This window comes from Yoonia sp. BS5-3, from assembly GCF_038069655.2.
Taxonomy (GTDB): domain Bacteria; phylum Pseudomonadota; class Alphaproteobacteria; order Rhodobacterales; family Rhodobacteraceae; genus Yoonia; species Yoonia phaeophyticola.
This window is the reverse complement of record NZ_CP150951.2, coordinates 254,150-268,697: the sequence shown is the minus strand read 5'-3', so window position 1 is coordinate 268,697 and position 14,548 is coordinate 254,150. Positions and strand designations below refer to the sequence as shown.

The 14,548-nt window shown below is 56.8% G+C and carries 18 protein-coding genes and 1 pseudogene; 14 read left to right on the top strand and 5 right to left on the bottom strand.

Translation table 11 applies throughout. From position 1 onward, the window contains the following. Window positions 1–224: 224 nt before the first annotated feature. Together AABB29_RS01415 and AABB29_RS01410 are read left to right on the top strand one after the other, a co-directional pair. Window positions 225–644, top strand: coding sequence for a hypothetical protein (locus AABB29_RS01415; protein WP_341368643.1), 420 nt, complete (start codon window positions 225–227; stop codon window positions 642–644). 43 nt (window positions 645–687) lie between these two features. Continuing rightward, window positions 688–882: a helix-turn-helix transcriptional regulator gene (locus tag AABB29_RS01410; RefSeq protein WP_341368644.1), complete on the top strand. Its 195-nt coding sequence runs from the start codon at window positions 688–690 to the stop codon at window positions 880–882. Window positions 883–924: 42 nt separating this feature from the next. Here the strand turns inward: AABB29_RS01410 and AABB29_RS01405 are convergent, their stop codons facing one another. Together AABB29_RS01405 and AABB29_RS01400 are read right to left on the bottom strand one after the other, a co-directional pair. Beyond that, window positions 925–1,218: a DUF1244 domain-containing protein gene (locus AABB29_RS01405; RefSeq protein WP_341368645.1), complete on the bottom strand. Its 294-nt coding sequence runs from the start codon at window positions 1,216–1,218 to the stop codon at window positions 925–927. Window positions 1,219–1,232: 14 nt separating this feature from the next. Beyond that, a pseudogene (locus AABB29_RS01400) lies at window positions 1,233–1,969 on the bottom strand (N-formylglutamate amidohydrolase). A gap of 198 nt (window positions 1,970–2,167) precedes the next feature. Between AABB29_RS01400 and pyk the strand changes: the two are divergent. The 5 genes from pyk (at window position 2,168) to AABB29_RS01375 (ending at window position 5,380) form a co-directional block, all read left to right on the top strand. Further along, window positions 2,168–3,613 carry a pyruvate kinase gene (gene pyk, locus AABB29_RS01395; RefSeq protein ID WP_341368646.1) on the top strand — a complete coding sequence of 482 codons (1,446 nt, stop codon included), beginning with the start codon at window positions 2,168–2,170 and terminating at the stop codon, window positions 3,611–3,613. Between the two features lie 36 nt (window positions 3,614–3,649). After that, window positions 3,650–3,877, top strand: a complete 228-nt coding sequence (locus AABB29_RS01390; RefSeq protein WP_341368647.1) for a hypothetical protein — start codon at window positions 3,650–3,652, stop codon at window positions 3,875–3,877. A gap of 110 nt (window positions 3,878–3,987) precedes the next feature. Then, window positions 3,988–4,188, top strand: a complete 201-nt coding sequence (gene rpmI / locus AABB29_RS01385; RefSeq protein ID WP_341369026.1) for a 50S ribosomal protein L35 — start codon at window positions 3,988–3,990, stop codon at window positions 4,186–4,188. Window positions 4,189–4,200: 12 nt separating this feature from the next. Beyond that, entirely contained in the window at window positions 4,201–4,560 is a 360-nt protein-coding gene (gene rplT / locus AABB29_RS01380) for a 50S ribosomal protein L20 (RefSeq protein WP_341368648.1), read from the top strand. Window positions 4,561–4,705: 145 nt separating this feature from the next. Further along, entirely contained in the window at window positions 4,706–5,380 is a 675-nt protein-coding gene (locus AABB29_RS01375; RefSeq protein ID WP_341368649.1) for a hypothetical protein, read from the top strand. Between the two features lie 125 nt (window positions 5,381–5,505). On the opposite strand, the gene AABB29_RS01370 is transcribed toward AABB29_RS01375, so the two are convergent. After that, entirely contained in the window at window positions 5,506–6,594 is a 1,089-nt protein-coding gene (locus tag AABB29_RS01370) for a diguanylate cyclase (protein WP_373636731.1), read from the bottom strand. 110 nt (window positions 6,595–6,704) lie between these two features. Between AABB29_RS01370 and pheS the strand changes: the two genes are divergently transcribed. Then, a complete protein-coding gene (gene pheS, locus AABB29_RS01365) occupies window positions 6,705–7,769 on the top strand; it encodes a phenylalanine--tRNA ligase subunit alpha (RefSeq protein ID WP_373636730.1) in 1,065 nt (354 codons plus the stop codon). A 10-nt stretch (window positions 7,770–7,779) separates the two neighbouring features. On the opposite strand, the gene AABB29_RS01360 is transcribed toward pheS, so the two are convergent. Then, window positions 7,780–8,067, bottom strand: a complete 288-nt coding sequence (locus tag AABB29_RS01360) for a hypothetical protein (RefSeq protein WP_341368651.1) — start codon at window positions 8,065–8,067, stop codon at window positions 7,780–7,782. A gap of 193 nt (window positions 8,068–8,260) precedes the next feature. Between AABB29_RS01360 and pheT the strand changes: the two genes are divergently transcribed. From pheT to AABB29_RS01340, 4 genes are read left to right on the top strand one after another with little or no spacing between them, the layout of a single operon-like run. Next, on the top strand, window positions 8,261–10,657 hold the full coding sequence (pheT, locus tag AABB29_RS01355) for a phenylalanine--tRNA ligase subunit beta (RefSeq protein ID WP_341368652.1): 2,397 nt from the start codon (window positions 8,261–8,263) through the stop codon (window positions 10,655–10,657). After that, complete coding sequence (locus AABB29_RS01350; protein ID WP_341368653.1) at window positions 10,654–11,082, top strand: GNAT family N-acetyltransferase; 429 nt, start codon at window positions 10,654–10,656, stop codon at window positions 11,080–11,082. The genes pheT and AABB29_RS01350 overlap by 4 nt, the downstream gene beginning before the upstream one ends. 12 nt (window positions 11,083–11,094) lie before the next feature. Then, a complete protein-coding gene (locus AABB29_RS01345) occupies window positions 11,095–11,544 on the top strand; it encodes a YtoQ family protein (protein WP_341368654.1) in 450 nt (149 codons plus the stop codon). Between the two features lie 15 nt (window positions 11,545–11,559). After that, window positions 11,560–11,778, top strand: a complete 219-nt coding sequence (locus tag AABB29_RS01340) for a DUF6500 family protein (RefSeq protein ID WP_341368655.1) — start codon at window positions 11,560–11,562, stop codon at window positions 11,776–11,778. Here the strand turns inward: AABB29_RS01340 and bchE are convergent. Next, the gene (gene bchE / locus AABB29_RS01335) at window positions 11,775–13,280 is read right to left on the bottom strand and encodes a magnesium-protoporphyrin IX monomethyl ester anaerobic oxidative cyclase (protein WP_341368656.1); all 1,506 of its coding nucleotides are present in this window, start codon (window positions 13,278–13,280) and stop codon (window positions 11,775–11,777) included. The genes AABB29_RS01340 and bchE overlap by 4 nt on opposite strands. 67 nt (window positions 13,281–13,347) lie before the next feature. Between bchE and AABB29_RS01330 the strand changes: the two genes are divergently transcribed. Further along, window positions 13,348–13,962: a d(CMP) kinase gene (locus tag AABB29_RS01330; protein WP_341369027.1), complete on the top strand. Its 615-nt coding sequence runs from the start codon at window positions 13,348–13,350 to the stop codon at window positions 13,960–13,962. A 59-nt stretch (window positions 13,963–14,021) separates the two neighbouring features. Continuing rightward, window positions 14,022–14,540: a hypothetical protein gene (locus AABB29_RS01325; protein ID WP_341368657.1), complete on the top strand. Its 519-nt coding sequence runs from the start codon at window positions 14,022–14,024 to the stop codon at window positions 14,538–14,540. The last annotated feature ends 8 nt before the right edge of the window (window positions 14,541–14,548 follow it).

Below are 14,548 nucleotides of genomic sequence, written 5' to 3'. Positions count from 1 at the left end.
TTTCTTGTTGTTTTCGTAAGGCCATGGGTGCGTCCTTTGCCCAATTGCGGATCAATGCCTTTGATGTCGGCCCCTTATTCTAACAAAAAGCGCACAAGTCATAGCAATAGTTTGGCAATTCTGTGCGGGTGATCGCTGGTCTTTGCTTTGTCGGCTCCTTGGGGCCTTTACATTTTCACGACTCGGTGACAAGTTAACTTTACATTATGAAAAGGGTGCTTGTAATGCTGTTTAACAAACCGACACAAATTTTGGCCTTTGTGGCTGTCGTCATTGGTACCGCTTATTGCGTTTTGATCGGGGCACCGCGGGCTGTGCGGATCTTGTTTGTTCTGGCCTGTATCGGCTGGTCTGCCTGGCACTTCATATCCATATTCCGCGGCCGGGATGAGGTAGTGGCGGCGGGCATCAAATACGCGTTGGCCTTTGCCAGTGGCGTCGGCGTGCCCTGCACATGTCTTTTCGTTGTGTTGATGATTGAAACACGCGGCATACAAAACGAGATCGCATCGCTTGCCTCTTATGCACGAAGCGGGTTGCACCCTGCGGCGGCTGGCTTTGGAATGGGCGTCACCTTCACCATGTTGACGTTGACCCTGGCCTTTGTGGCCGGTGTTCTGAGCTGGTGGGCCGCCAAGCGATGACCGGGTGCCTGTCTGCTGTTGTTGCTGCCGGGAAAGGCCTTAGATGAAGAATACTATACGTGTTTTGCGTGCTGAGCGGCGCTGGACGCAGGCCGATCTGGCAAAGCATCTTGGCGTGTCGCGCAACTCGGTCAATGCGATTGAGAACGGAAAATATGATCCGTCCTTGCCGCTTGCTTTTCAGATTGCGCGCTTGTTTGGCAAATCGATTGAAGAGATATTTCAGGACGATGCCTAAACCGGGCGCCCTGCCTCAGATGCCGATGCTGCGACCGGTGCGTTACTTATGGCTTTCCGTAAAAGCAGCTTGCGCGTCGGCGCTGGCTTCGGTCTGGTACTTCTCTTTCCATTCGGCAAAGGGCATTCCGTAATAAGCTTCGCGCCCTTCATCTTTGGTCATCGCGATGCCACGTTCATTGGCGGCTTCCTGATACCAGCGCGACAGGCAGTTTCGGCAAAAGCCCGCAAGGTTCATCATATCAATGTTTTGCACGTCTTTACGCTCGTCCATCAGATGCTGCTGCAGACGGCGAAAGGCGGCGGCTTCGATTTCGATACGCGTTTGATCATCCATGGTCACTCTCCCATTCAAAGGCCGGATCGGGCCAGTATATCTGTTAATATAGGTGCAAGACGCGCGGCCCAAAGTTTTTGCCCCGCGTCATCGGCAATCAAATCCTGTCTGAGCTCGATCAAGACATTGGGCCGCCCATGTTGCAAGGCGTGCCGGTCAATCGCGTCCCCCGGCAGATGCCCTGCATAGGGTTCGTTATCGCCGGTGCACCACCCTGCGGCGCGGCAGGCTTCGATCAAGGGCTTTGCCAGCCGGTCGTCGCTTGCATAAAGGATCCCGATCTCCCACGGGCGGGGCGGTCTGCCGCGCAGTCGCGGCGTAAAACTGTGCACGGCGCAGATGGCTGGCTGTGACATCTTATCCAGCAAATCCGCATAGGCCGCGTGATAAGGCCGATAAAGCTGTGCAAGGCGCTGTTCTTTTTCAGTGGCATCCGCATGCCGGTTGCCGGGAATGATCGTGCCGTCATACAGCTTCATCAGGATGGTCGGGTCGTCTTCGCCCCGGTTGGGATCGCAAACGAGACGCGAAAAATGCGACAAGATCGCGGGGCTGTCCATCAGCGCCGCCAAATGGTGGGTTACCCCGGCCGCGCCGATATCATAGGCGATATGGCGTTGCATATCGGCGGCAGTCAGCCCCAGGTCCCCCCATTTACCCAGGATGGCACATGGTTTGATGCGTGATCGGCTGTGATCAGCCAGCGCCCCTGCCGCGCGGCGCCGAGAATTTCGAAGGGGTGATCGGTCATGTCTGCTTTCCTTTCCCATGCGATGTATGGCAAAGGCTGCGGATTGGGAACCGCTGAAAGCGGCGGCGGCGTGACGGGCATCGCCTGTGTGACGTTTTGATAAAAACCGGTCTGCGGCAGTTGTGACGCAGCGTGAATTGCTTATAAGACCCCTCAAAAGCCCGTTATCGCTAACGGATATGATGCGAAGGAATGAAAATGAGACGCCACCGGAATGTAAAGATCGTTGCCACCCTTGGACCGGCCTCAAACGATTACGAGATGATCCGGGCGCTTCACGAAGCAGGTGCTGATGTCTTCCGTTTGAACATGTCCCATGGTGATCATGCCGAGATCAAGGTGCGCCATGAGATCATTCGCCAGGTGGAAAAGGATCTGAACAGCCCGATCTCCATTTTGGCTGATCTGCAGGGCCCCAAGCTGCGTGTCGGGGTCTTCAAAAACGGTGAAGAAGAGCTGGTCGAAGGCGCTGCCTTCCGTTTGGATCTGGATGATGCCGAAGGTGATGTGAACCGCGTCAAGCTGCCCCATAAGGAAATTTTTGACGCTCTTGAGCCTGGTGCCCATCTGCTGGTCAATGACGGTAAGATCAAGCTGCGCGTCAAGGATTGCGGCGGCGATTTTGCCGATTGCGAGGTCGTTGTCGGCGGCACGATTTCCAACCGCAAAGGTGTGAATGTCCCCGATGTGACGCTGCCGCTTGCGGCGTTGTCAGAAAAAGACCGCAAGGATCTGGAATTTGTTTGCGATCTGGGCGTTGACTGGCTGGCCTTGTCGTTCGTGCAGCGAGCTGCGGATGTTGAAGAGGCGCGTGCACTGGCCAAAGGCCGCGCTGCGCTTCTTTCCAAGATTGAAAAGCCCAATGCAGTGAAGTCTTTTGACGCGATCCTTGAGGCGTCTGACGGGATCATGGTTGCCCGGGGTGATCTGGGTGTTGAACTGCCGGTCCAAAACGTCCCGCCTATCCAAAAGCAACTGGTGCGCAAATGCCGTGCCGCAGCCAAGCCCGTTATCGTGGCCACGCAGATGCTCGAATCGATGATCGACAGCCCGATGCCTACGCGGGCCGAGGTTTCGGACGTGGCCACAGCGATCTATGAAGGCGCCGATGCGATCATGTTGTCTGCGGAATCTGCCGCCGGATCCTATCCGATTGAGGCTGTGACCACGATGAACAATGTCGCAGGCGAGGTTGAGACCGACCCGACATATACTGAAATTATCGAAGCTTCGCGCCGCTCAGACGGGATCACCGTTGCGGACGGGATCGTGTCTGCTGCCCGTGAAATTGCAGAGACAACCGATATCAAGGCGATCTGCTGCTTCTCGCAATCGGGGACCACGGCCCTTTTGGTTTCGCGTGAACGCCCGCGCGTGCCTATTGTTGCGCTGACCAGCCATATCCGTACGGCCCGCCGTCTGTGTTTGTCCTGGGGGACAAACTGCGTCGTCACCGGCGAAGTCAGTCGCTTTAAGGATGCCGTGATCGCGGCGGTGCGGGCAGCGATCGCGCAAGGTCTGGCGACCGAGCAGGACATGGTTGTTGTGACCGCAGGTGTGCCGTTCAACACGCCGGGCTCAACAAACATCCTGCGCGTCGCTCCATGCGAAGAGCGTTTGATTTACGCCTCCGAGACAGAGTAGTCTGCGCCGGGGGCGATATCAAAAGGGCAGGATCGCGTGGAATTTGACATTATCTTTGTGCTGGGGCTGCTTGTTGTCGCCTTTGGGATACCGTCTTTTGCGGGGGCTTATGCGGAAAAGCGTAGGCCGACCCGCGCGATCGTGGTTTTCCTGATTGGCGGTGCCATGATTTACTATGCAATTATCATGAACCCGGGCGCCTATAGTCTGGCGACAATCGATGACACGATCCTCACTGTGATAGGGCGTTTTTTGAACGAATAGTGCTTGCGCGATAGCGCAATGCGTCCTATACGCCGCCACCTAACCCGCGCGTCCGGCCGATATGGCATGCCGAGGCGTCGCGTCCGACCGACCAAAAGATGGAGACGGAAATGCCGAAGATGAAGACAAAGTCGAGCTGCAAAAAGCGGTTCAAAACGACGGCCTCCGGCCGTGTCGTGGCGGCCCAGGCGGGCAAGCGCCACGGTATGATCAAGCGCACCAACAAGTTCCTGCGTAATGCACGCGGCACAACAACCCTGTGCAAGGCTGATGAAGGTATCATCAAGCCTATGATGCCCTACGCAAAATAAGGAGAATTTGATATGCGCGTTAAAGGTGGAACCGTCACGCACCGTCGGCACAAGAAAGTTCTCGACGCTGCCAAAGGATATTACGATCGCCGCTCCAAGACCTTCAAGGTCGCCAAGCAGGCCGTCGACAAAGCCAACCAATATGCAACCCGTGACCGCCACAACCGCAAGCGCAACTTCCGCGCTTTGTGGATCCAGCGGATCAACGCCGGTGTGCGTTCGGTTGATGAAACACTGAACTATTCGAAGTTTATCAATGGCTTGAACCTGGCCGGTATCGAAGTTGACCGGAAAGTTTTGGCTGACCTGGCCGTGAACGAGCCTGAGGCATTTGCTGCCATTGTTGGCAAAGCCAAGGCTGCAATGGCCTGATCGCCGGTCCAGTTAATGATATTAGGGCCGCGTCAGATTGCTGACGCGGCCCTTTTTTGTGTCTTTCGCGTAATGCGAAACGAAAACGCAACGAATTTGATCGATACCGATCATCATGGAGTTGGTTCGGTGGATCATATGTTGTGTGTTTCTTGCCTGGCCCGCCCTGTGCTGGTCTGAAACCGCCTCGCTTTTGGGGGCGGGTTTCGCGCAGAGCCGCGATGCGTTGCTTGGCGGTGATGATGCGCAGACGCCGATGCAGGGCGGCGCCAGCCTGTTTGCCGGCCGGTCTGACGGCACCTTCTTTGCGCCGCCTGCGCTGGGCCTGTTTGGGCGGAATACAAATGCCGTCCAGCATTTGCGGTACATCATCGGTCAGGCCGAATCGCCGCGTGACGGTTATGATGCGGTCCAGCACGGTGCCCGGATCAAACCCACGAAACCGCCCACCCAAATGACTCTTGCTGAGATTTTTGCATGGATCGAAGCCACCCCTGGCCAGCCGCATGCCATTGGCCGTTATCAATTCATTCCCGATACCTTGGCCCGCGTTGTCCATCAGGTCGGTGCGCGCCCGCAAGATCGCTTCAGCCCCGCAATGCAGGACCGTCTGGCTGACGTGTTATTGGATGATGCTGGTTTCGCCGACTTCATGGCCGGTCAACTCAGTCAGGAACGGTTCATGAATAATCTGGCTGCAATCTGGGCTGGGCTGCCTTCGACCTCGGGGCGTTCCAAATATCACGGCGTCGCTGGCAACCGCGCGACTGTGACCCTTGCCTATTTTCGGGCGGAGATCGCCAAGATTAGGCCAAGCTGAAAATGCTGGCTTGTCTATCGCGCTGTTAAAACGTTCTGCGTTTTATCTGAGCCACCCGCATCGCAAATTGCGTTCGACCGCAGGGAGAGGCAGCGATTTGCGATCCCGTTCCGACGCAAAATGCTCTAGGTCAAGACCTCATCCTGCGGGAAGAATTCGTTTTCTTTTGAAACGACGATCAGATCGCGCCCCACCTTCTTGGCGTGATAGAGCGCTGCATCACTGCGTTTGAGCGCATCATCGATACCCCGGTCATCATCTGTGACATTTGCCAGCCCAACACTGATTGTCACATCAAGGGCGGTGTCACCCACATCAAATGGCTTGGCGGTGACGGCGGCCTTGAGACGTCTGGTGATCGGAATGGCCTGCGCCAAGGGCAAGTCACGCAGGATGATCCCAAACTCCTCGCCGCCGGTGCGCACAACATGATCGCCTTGGCGGGACACCGATTGTAGGCGGCGCACGATCTCACACAGAACAGCGTCGCCGACATCATGACCATGCGCATCGTTGATCCGTTTGAAATGGTCGATATCGATGGATACATAACAAAACGGTGCTGCGCTTTTGCGCCAACCTTCCCATAGGGGGCCGAGTTGCTTCATCAGGAAATGCCGGTTTTTGGCACCTGTCAGCGCGTCGGTCTGTGCCATCTCATTAAGGTTTTCCATCTGCTTGATGACCAAAAGCTGCGTAGCAAGACAGCGCGCAATCGCCTGCGTAAGAACCAGAAGGATGCCGGTATCGCAAGGCAGCTCGCGATAGCTGCTGGCAAGGGTGCCAAAGCTGCGGCTGCCGGTGACGATCGGGGCCAGAATGGCAGCGCGATACCCCATCGCCGACACTTGCTGTGTGTCCTCAAGATAGATTTCTGACAGATCAGGGATAAAGACCGTTTCACAGGACTGAAAAACTTCACCCACCGCGGTGTTGTTCACATCATGCCGGATCCCGTTGCCGTAAGCAAAATCACTGTCCAGCGCGTGTTTGACGACCGCATCGGCCCCGTCATCAAGCGAGACCGAGCATCGATCCGACTTGGTCAGACGGCGGCACCATTTGGAATAGATAAGCAGCAGGTCCTCAGTATCCCGGGACATGTACAGATCATCTAGAAAAGAAACGGGCAAAGACACGTCCGATTTGGACGCGTTATCAAGCAATGGACGCGTTTGTTCAAAAAGCGCAGCAAGTATCCTCGTGTCGCCCATCCAAAAAACCTAATTCGTAATGGTTAACGTTACGTAAACCCTTAACCACCCTTGGCTTGCAAGGCCTTCGTAGCCGCGTTAGCAGGGGACCGGACAAAAAGGGCAGTGCCATGGACGATCTGAAAGCAAAATATCTCTCTTTGATTGCTGATGCCGCGGATGAGACGGCGATTGAGGACCTGCGCGTGCAGGCCGTTGGCAAAAAAGGCGAGATCAGCCTAAAAATGCGCGAGCTGGGCAAGATGACCCCCGAGGAACGCCAAGTCGCGGGACCCGCGCTGAATGCGCTGAAGGACGAGATCAACAGCGCGCTGGCGGCCAAAAAAGCGGCCCTTGCGGATGCGGCGCTGGATGAACGTCTGCGCACCGAATGGCTGGACGTGACGTTGCCCGCGCGCGGGCGCGGACAAGGAACCATCCATCCGATTAGCCGGGTCACCGAAGAGGTCACGGCGATCTTTGCTGAAATGGGCTTTTCTGTTGCCGAAGGTCCGCAGATCGAAAGCGATTGGTACAATTTCGACGCGCTGAACATCCCTGGCCACCATCCCGCCCGGGCGGAAATGGACACGTTCTACACCCACCGGCGCGAAGGCGATAACCGCCCGCCGCATGTGTTGCGTACCCATACCAGCCCCGTGCAGATCCGCAGCATGGAGGCGCAGGGCGCGCCCTTGCGCATCATTTGCCCTGGCCGCGTCTATCGCGCCGATTACGACCAGACGCATACGCCGATGTTCAACCAGGTCGAAGGACTCGCTATCGATAAGGATATCAGCATGGCGAACCTGAAATGGGTGCTCGAAGAGTTTTTCAGCGCCTATTTCGGCGCCAAGGTCAAAACGCGCTTTCGCGCTTCGCACTTCCCCTTCACCGAACCCTCGGCTGAGGTCGATATCCAGTGTTCATGGGTTGATGGGCAGTTGAAAGTCGGCGAGGGCGATGACTGGCTAGAGGTGCTTGGCAGCGGTATGGTGCATCCCAAAGTGCTGCAAGCGGCCAAGATTGACCCCGATCAATGGCAAGGCTTTGCCTTTGGCGTCGGGATCGACCGGATTGCCATGCTGAAATACGGTATCCCTGATCTGCGCGCCTTCTTCGATTCGGATTTGCGGTGGCTGCGCCATTACGGTTTCAGCGCGCTGGACGTTCCGACATTGCATGGTGGTGTGTAGTCGATATCAGCTACTGGCCGATATGCACGATATCGGTGTTTCGATTAAGCTCGTGGATTTTGTCGCGCGAGCTGATCGGCCCCGAGCCGCCAAAATCGACAACCTTGATCTGATTAAATTCGTCGCAGGAGAACGGCCAGAAGACATATTCTTTCAGTTCTGGGTCCGTGCACATATTAGCTGTTGAGAACAACGTCAGGCCAGGCCCGTTTTCGCCAAACGGGTCAAAGTCCAGCGCGATGAAGGCCGCTACAACCGCAAGTATCAACGCTATTCCGATATATTTTAAGCCTGTCATTGTGCCGCCCCCTGATATGTGAAGCTTCAATATTGTCTCTAATACGATACAAATTTGTTTGAGCAAGATTGATTTTAGTGAGCTAGTTAACGGCAAAGCCCGGTTTGAAGGGCAAGATCGCGCCCCGGCTCTTTCCCCTATCTCTGTAATCCGCTAAGCCCGGATCAACTTATCTGAACCATGGGCCTGACTGATGAAATTCACCCTTTCCTGGCTAAAGCACCACCTCGACACGAACGCCTCGGTTGCCGAGATCGCAGATACGCTGACCGATCTGGGGCTTGAGGTGGAAGGCATCGAAAACCCGGCTGAACGGCTGGCCGATTTCACCATCGGCAAGGTGACCCAGGCCGAAAAGCACCCCGATGCGGACAAGCTGAAAATTTGCCAGGTCGACACTAAGGATGGCCCGACGCAGATCATCTGCGGTGCGCCCAATGCGCGTGCAGGGATCACCGTCGTCATCGCCTCCCCCGGAACTTATGTGCCTGGTATCGACACCACGATTGGGGTCGGCAAAATCCGGGGCGTCGAAAGCTACGGTATGATGTGCTCTGAGCGCGAGATGGAGCTGTCAGACGAACATGACGGCATCATTGAGCTGCCATCAGGCGAGGTCGGGCAAAGCTTTACCGATTGGCTGGGCGCAAATGACCCCTCCAAAGTCGATCCGGTGATTGAGATCGCGATCACACCCAACCGCCCCGATGCGCTGGGTGTGCATGGCATTGCCCGTGATCTGGCCGCCCGCGGCATTGGCGTGCTGAAATCGCTTAGCGTCGATCCGGTTGCGCCGTCTTTCACGACCGATCTGAAGGTCTCGATTGATGATGATACGCGGGATGGTTGCCCGGTTTTCTATGGCCGCCTGATCAAGGGCGTCAAAAACGGACCTAGCCCCGATTGGCTGCAACAACAGCTGCGCGCCATCGGCCTGCGCCCGATCAGTTTCCTCGTCGATGTGACCAACTGGTTCACCTACGATCTGAACCGGCCGCTGCACGTTTTTGACGCTGATAAGGTCAATGGCAATCTGCGGGTTCATCGCGCCAAAGGCGGCGAGACCCTGATCGCGCTCGATGACAAGGAATACACCTTCCTTAAGGGACAAATGGTCATCTCTGATGATACTGGCCCCGAAAGCATCGCCGGTATCATGGGCGGGGCGGCAACTGGCTGTACCGATGAGACCGTGAATGTCTTTGTTGAAAGCGCCTATTGGGATCCGGTGCAGATCGCCTATGCGGGGCGCGCGCTCAAGATTAATTCGGATGCGCGGTACCGGTTTGAGCGCGGTGTTGATCCGGAATTTACCCCAGTTGGGCTGGAACATGCTGTGCGAATGATCGTTGATCATGCTGGCGGCGAAGCTTCTGAAGTGATCGTTGCGGGTGCCGTACCAGATACGGCCCGGTCCTATAAGCTGGACACCGCCCGCTGTTCTTCGCTGGTGGGTATGGAAATTCCGGCCGAGACCCAGCGCGCGACGCTCACGGCGCTCGGGTTTGAGATGGACGGCGATTTGGCCCATGTCCCATCCTGGCGACCTGATGTTCAGGGCACGGCTGATCTGGTGGAAGAGGTCGCGCGCGTGGCGTCGCTGACCCAGTTGGAAGGCAAACCCCTGCCGCGCCTGGATGCAGGCGTGCCCAAGCCGGTTTTGACTATCGCGCAAACCCGTCAGCAGGCCGCACGCCGCACTGCTGCTGCGCTGGGCTATAATGAATGCGTCACTTACAGCTTTATTGATGCCCAAGCCGCAGCTTTGTTCGGTGGCGGTGACGACGCGACGATGCTTGAAAACCCGATCAGCTCAGAGATGTCGCATATGCGGCCAAGCTTGCTGCCGGGGCTTTTGCGTGCTGCAGCCCGCAATCAGGCGCGCGGCTTTATGGATATGGCCTTGTTTGAGGTCGGTGCGGGTTTTCATGGCGGTGAGCCGGGCGAGCAGCATATGCTTGTTTCGGGTCTGTTGATCGGACGCACCGGGCCGAAAGATGTGCATGGTGCTGCGCGGCCGGTTGATCTTTACGATGCCAAGGCCGACGCCGAGGCCGTGCTGACAGCGATAGGCGCCCCGGCCAAGGTCCAAATTTTGCGCGGCGCTGCAGATTGGTGGCATCCTGGTCGCCATGGTAAGATTTGCCTTGGCCCCAAAAAGGTCCTGGCCGTCTTTGGTGAATTGCACCCCAAAATCCTGCGCGAAATGGATATCAAAGGCCCTGCCGTGGCCTTTACCATCTGGCCTGGCGAAGTGCCTGAACCGAAGAAGCAAAGCACCACCCGCACAGCGCTTGCTGCAACTGATCTGCAAGCGGTTGAGCGTGATTTTGCCTTTGTCGTCGATGCGCAAGTTGAGGCGCTGACCTTGGTCAATGCGGCTTCGGGCGCCGATAAGGCACTGATCGCTGATGTGCGCGTCTTTGACGAATTTATCGGCGGCGCGTTGGGTGAAGGTAAAAAATCGCTTGCCGTCACGGTCCGCCTGCAACCCACTGAAAAGACCCTGAAAGAGGCGGATATCGAGGCGGTCAGCGCCAAGATTGTCGAAAAGGTCACAAAGGCCACTGGCGGGACGCTGCGCGGGTGAGCTTGATCATCCGCAAGGCCGCCTCTGCTGACGTTCCGGCCCTGACCGGTTGTTACGCAGCGGCCTATGCGCCGTTTCAACATCTGGGACTGCCCCCGGTAACCGAAGGTGTCGATGCGGACATCGCCGATCACAATGTGTGGGTTGCTGAAGTAGACGGCACCTTACGCGGTGGTGTCGTTTTGGTTCTTGGTAAACGGGCCTATATTGCAAATCTCGCGGTCCATCCTGATGCCAGCGGGCAGGGGGTTGGTCCGCAACTGATCGCCCAGGCCTTGGCCGCTGCCAAGGCTGCCGGTCACGGGCAGGTGCACCTTGTGACCCATTGTGGCATGACCCGCACGCAGGGTTTTTACCGCCGCCATGGCTGGACCGAGACTGGCCGTGATGGCGACAAGGTCTATTTTGCGACGCAACTGAATTAAAGGAGCTGCCTGATGACGCTGACAATCTATCTTTCCGGTGAAATCCATACCGATTGGCGCGAACAGATCACGACCGGCGCACAAGGTCTGGACGTGCATTTTACCGGGCCCGTCACTGATCATGCTGCATCGGATGATTGCGGTGTGGCCATCATGGGTGATGAGCCGAATAAGTTCTGGCACGATAATAAGGGCGCCAAGCTGAACGCTATCCGCACCCGCCACGGGATCGAGATGGCCGATATTGTCGTTGTTCGTTTCGGCGAAAAGTACAAACAGTGGAATGCCGCCTTTGATGCGGGCTATGCGGCGGCTTTGGGCAAATCGTTGATCGTCATGCATGGCGATGATCATCAACATGCGCTCAAAGAGGTCGACGCCGCCGCCCTTGCAGTTGTCACTGAACCGCAGCAAGTGGTTGATATTCTGACCTATGTGCTGAACGGAACGCTGCCAAGCTAGGGTCTACTATCACAAATGCGCCAATCCCTTAGAACCAAGGCCATTGCCATCTGCAATGATAAGATCGCCAAGAAAGGCGAGGGCGTCGGTCTGTCCTTCTATGCTTTCTTTGCCAATAAGAATGACGATCCCGCTTTGCTGATGGAAGCTGCCGAATGGTGGATTAAAACCCATGAATTGGATCATTTTGAAAAGGCTGTGAAAATTCGCCAGATGATCAAAGAGGGCGTTTAGACGCGGCCGCGTGATTTGGTCTTTTGGGGCAGTGCCAATGCATGTTCCTCGAGCCGGTCTTGCCCCAGGAATGCACCGACGGATATCCCAGGCCGCCGTTTGTGGCGCAGCCAATGGTATATCTCGCGCAGGACGACCCGGCGGCCCATTGCGGTATACCAACGCATCGCGTGCCGGAGATCAGGATCTGGATGCAGGTAGCTGCGATAAAGCGCTTTGGGCCGGGCTTGCAGGCAAATCTCAATCAGTTTGACCCAAAGAAACACACGCCAGGCGGGGACGGCGGGGACCTCTATGACCTGATGCTTGTAGTCCCAATTGCGCAGATCCGCGTCGATAATGCGCCGATGTTTCACCTTGTCGAAAAAGGGGGTCCAGCGGTGCGGTGTCGCGTAAACCGACATGATCTGGTCTGGGTCATAGACTAGTAAGTGCTTGAGAATACGCCAATAGTCGCGATCTGTTTCTTCCTCAAACCCGACTGCAAATGTGCATAATCCAATGATCCCATGCGCCCGGAGCAGTTGGATCGCTTGTCGATCCTTGGCACGGCTGCCGCCCTTTTTCACAGCCTCAAGCGTTGCTTCATCGGTGCCTTCCAGCCCCATCAAAAAGCGGATGACCCCGGCTTTGCGATAAAGATGCAGGATATCTTTGTCGCGCACGATATCATCGGCGCGGGTGCTGCCAATGATTTGAACTGGGACGTTCTCTGCGATCATGGCATCCAAAAAAGCGCGCCATGCTTTGGGCGAGGTGGTCGGGTTCTCATCCGCCAGATTGACCAGCTCAACCCCATATGTGCGATGCAGCCAAGCGATCTCGGCTGCGAATTTCACAGGATCCCGGTGCCGCCACCGTGTCCAAAAGCCCCGCTGCCCGCAATAGGTGCAAAGATGCGGGCAGCCTCGGGAAAATTGCATGATTACTGATCGCTTACCGCCCCAATACCCGTGCTGGGTTATATCGACCAGCTCCCATCCGATCCGGTTTGCATCCAGGTCTTGGACCATCGGGGCGGACGCCGTGGCATAGGGTGTGCCGCCGCGCCGATAAGCGATACCATTGATCCTTCGTAGGTCCTGTCCCAGCGCGGCCATTAATTTTGGCGCGGTCATCTCGCCTTCACCGCGCACGATCACATCAATTGCAGGGCATTCATTCAGCACTTCGGCCCAGTGGTAGCTGGGCCAAACCCCGCCATAGATGATCGCCACATCCGGCAATACTGCCTTGATCCTTGTCGCAAGCCTGACCACCACCGGATGCGCCGAGGTTGACCCGGAATGCCCGATCAGAACGGCCTCTGGTGCGCTGTCGATAATGGCTGTGATGATTTGGGCCGATGTCATCGGCCCGATATCAGCGTTGATCAAGTTCACACTGTGCCCTGCGTCAATCAACGGCCCACCAATACAAAGCAGGCCGAACGGCGGTAGATTTTCGCGTGGAATACGGCTTCCGATGGATGTATGCGGTGGGTGAAGCAATGTGATGCGCATGGGCGGCCCCTTGGTGTCGGATGTCTGCAATCTGGCCCCGCTTTGCGCATCTTTTGAGGAGCATTTGGTGACTTTCACTGTCGCAATTGATGGGCCTGCAGCGGCGGGTAAGGGCACGATCTCCAAGGCTGTGGCAATGCATTTTGGTTTTGCGCATTTGGATACCGGGCTGCTTTACCGTGCGGTGGGGGCCAAGGTTCTGGCAGGCGCTGACCGGCTAATCGCAGCGCAGCAGCTTGATCCCAAAGACCTTGAGGGGGATCAATTGCGCACCCCGCAAGTGGCGCAGGCAGCCAGTGAGGTCGCGGTGGATCCGCAGGTGCGGGCGGCCCTGACGGATTTTCAACGCAGTTTTGCCACGCGCCCCGGCGGGGCAGTGCTGGATGGCCGCGATATCGGAACAGTGATTTGTCCCCAGGCAGATGTGAAATTGTTCGTCACCGCCAGCCCCGAATGCCGGGCTATGCGGCGTTTCAAAGAGCTTTCGGATAAAGGCATGTCGCTGACCTATGACAGCGTTCTGGCCGATGTGCGCAAACGTGACGAACGGGACCGCAGCCGTGACACGGCCCCCCTGATCCCTGCACCAGATGCTGTTTTGATCGACACAACCGATATGGCGATCGACGATGCGGTGGCCCGTGCGGTCGCTGTCATCAGCCGCGTTTCAGAAACTCACTAAAGCTTGCATAGGCAAACTGCACTGTTTTGGGGCAGCGTGGGTGCAAAGGAGTTTGCCCCATGATCCGTATCCTCGCCCTGATCGCCATCTTATTTCCTATCAGCTTGCCTGCCCAAGAGGCAGAGCCGCATATGACCCTGCCACGCATGGCAGAGATCGTGCAGGCGCTTGACCCCGATGCCCGGATCGCAGGCGCAGGTTTTGAGTTTTCCATTGATGATATCCCTGTGTTGATTGTGACGGATGTCAGGGCCAACCGGATGCGGGCAATGGTGCCGATCCGCTCGGCCGAGGGGATGACACCCGAGGAAATGCTGCGCGTCATGCAGGCCAATTTCGATAGTGCCCTGGATGCGCGCTATGCTGTGGCCCAGGGCCGCCTTTGGGGAATATTCATTCATCCTTTCAAAGAGCTGGAGCGCGACCAGCTGATCTCTGGCCTGGCGCAGACAGTGAATGTGGCCAAGACCTATGGCACGCTTTACACCAGCGGCGCGGGCCAATTTGGCGCTGGTGACAGTGGCAATCTGCAACGCGAGTTGATCGAAGAATTGCTGGAGCGCGGTCAGGATATCTGACATGATAC

What these genes read in the sequence shown, in the direction of transcription:
- AABB29_RS01415 (WP_341368643.1), top strand. Translation starts at nt 225, where the DNA reads ATGCTGTTTAACAAACCGACACAAATTTTGGCCTTTGTGGCTGTCGTC.
- AABB29_RS01410 (WP_341368644.1), top strand. Translation starts at nt 688, where the DNA reads ATGAAGAATACTATACGTGTTTTGCGTGCTGAGCGGCGCTGGACGCAG.
- AABB29_RS01405 (WP_341368645.1), bottom strand. Translation starts at nt 1,218, where the DNA reads ATGGATGATCAAACGCGTATCGAAATCGAAGCCGCCGCCTTTCGCCGT.
- pyk (WP_341368646.1), top strand. Translation starts at nt 2,168, where the DNA reads ATGAGACGCCACCGGAATGTAAAGATCGTTGCCACCCTTGGACCGGCC.
- rpmI (WP_341369026.1), top strand. Translation starts at nt 3,988, where the DNA reads ATGCCGAAGATGAAGACAAAGTCGAGCTGCAAAAAGCGGTTCAAAACG.
- rplT (WP_341368648.1), top strand. Translation starts at nt 4,201, where the DNA reads ATGCGCGTTAAAGGTGGAACCGTCACGCACCGTCGGCACAAGAAAGTT.
- AABB29_RS01370 (WP_373636731.1), bottom strand. Translation starts at nt 6,594, where the DNA reads ATGGGCGACACGAGGATACTTGCTGCGCTTTTTGAACAAACGCGTCCA.
- pheS (WP_373636730.1), top strand. Translation starts at nt 6,705, where the DNA reads ATGGACGATCTGAAAGCAAAATATCTCTCTTTGATTGCTGATGCCGCG.
- AABB29_RS01360 (WP_341368651.1), bottom strand. Translation starts at nt 8,067, where the DNA reads ATGACAGGCTTAAAATATATCGGAATAGCGTTGATACTTGCGGTTGTA.
- pheT (WP_341368652.1), top strand. Translation starts at nt 8,261, where the DNA reads ATGAAATTCACCCTTTCCTGGCTAAAGCACCACCTCGACACGAACGCC.
- AABB29_RS01345 (WP_341368654.1), top strand. Translation starts at nt 11,095, where the DNA reads ATGACGCTGACAATCTATCTTTCCGGTGAAATCCATACCGATTGGCGC.
- AABB29_RS01340 (WP_341368655.1), top strand. Translation starts at nt 11,560, where the DNA reads ATGCGCCAATCCCTTAGAACCAAGGCCATTGCCATCTGCAATGATAAG.
- bchE (WP_341368656.1), bottom strand. Translation starts at nt 13,280, where the DNA reads ATGCGCATCACATTGCTTCACCCACCGCATACATCCATCGGAAGCCGT.
- AABB29_RS01325 (WP_341368657.1), top strand. Translation starts at nt 14,022, where the DNA reads ATGATCCGTATCCTCGCCCTGATCGCCATCTTATTTCCTATCAGCTTG.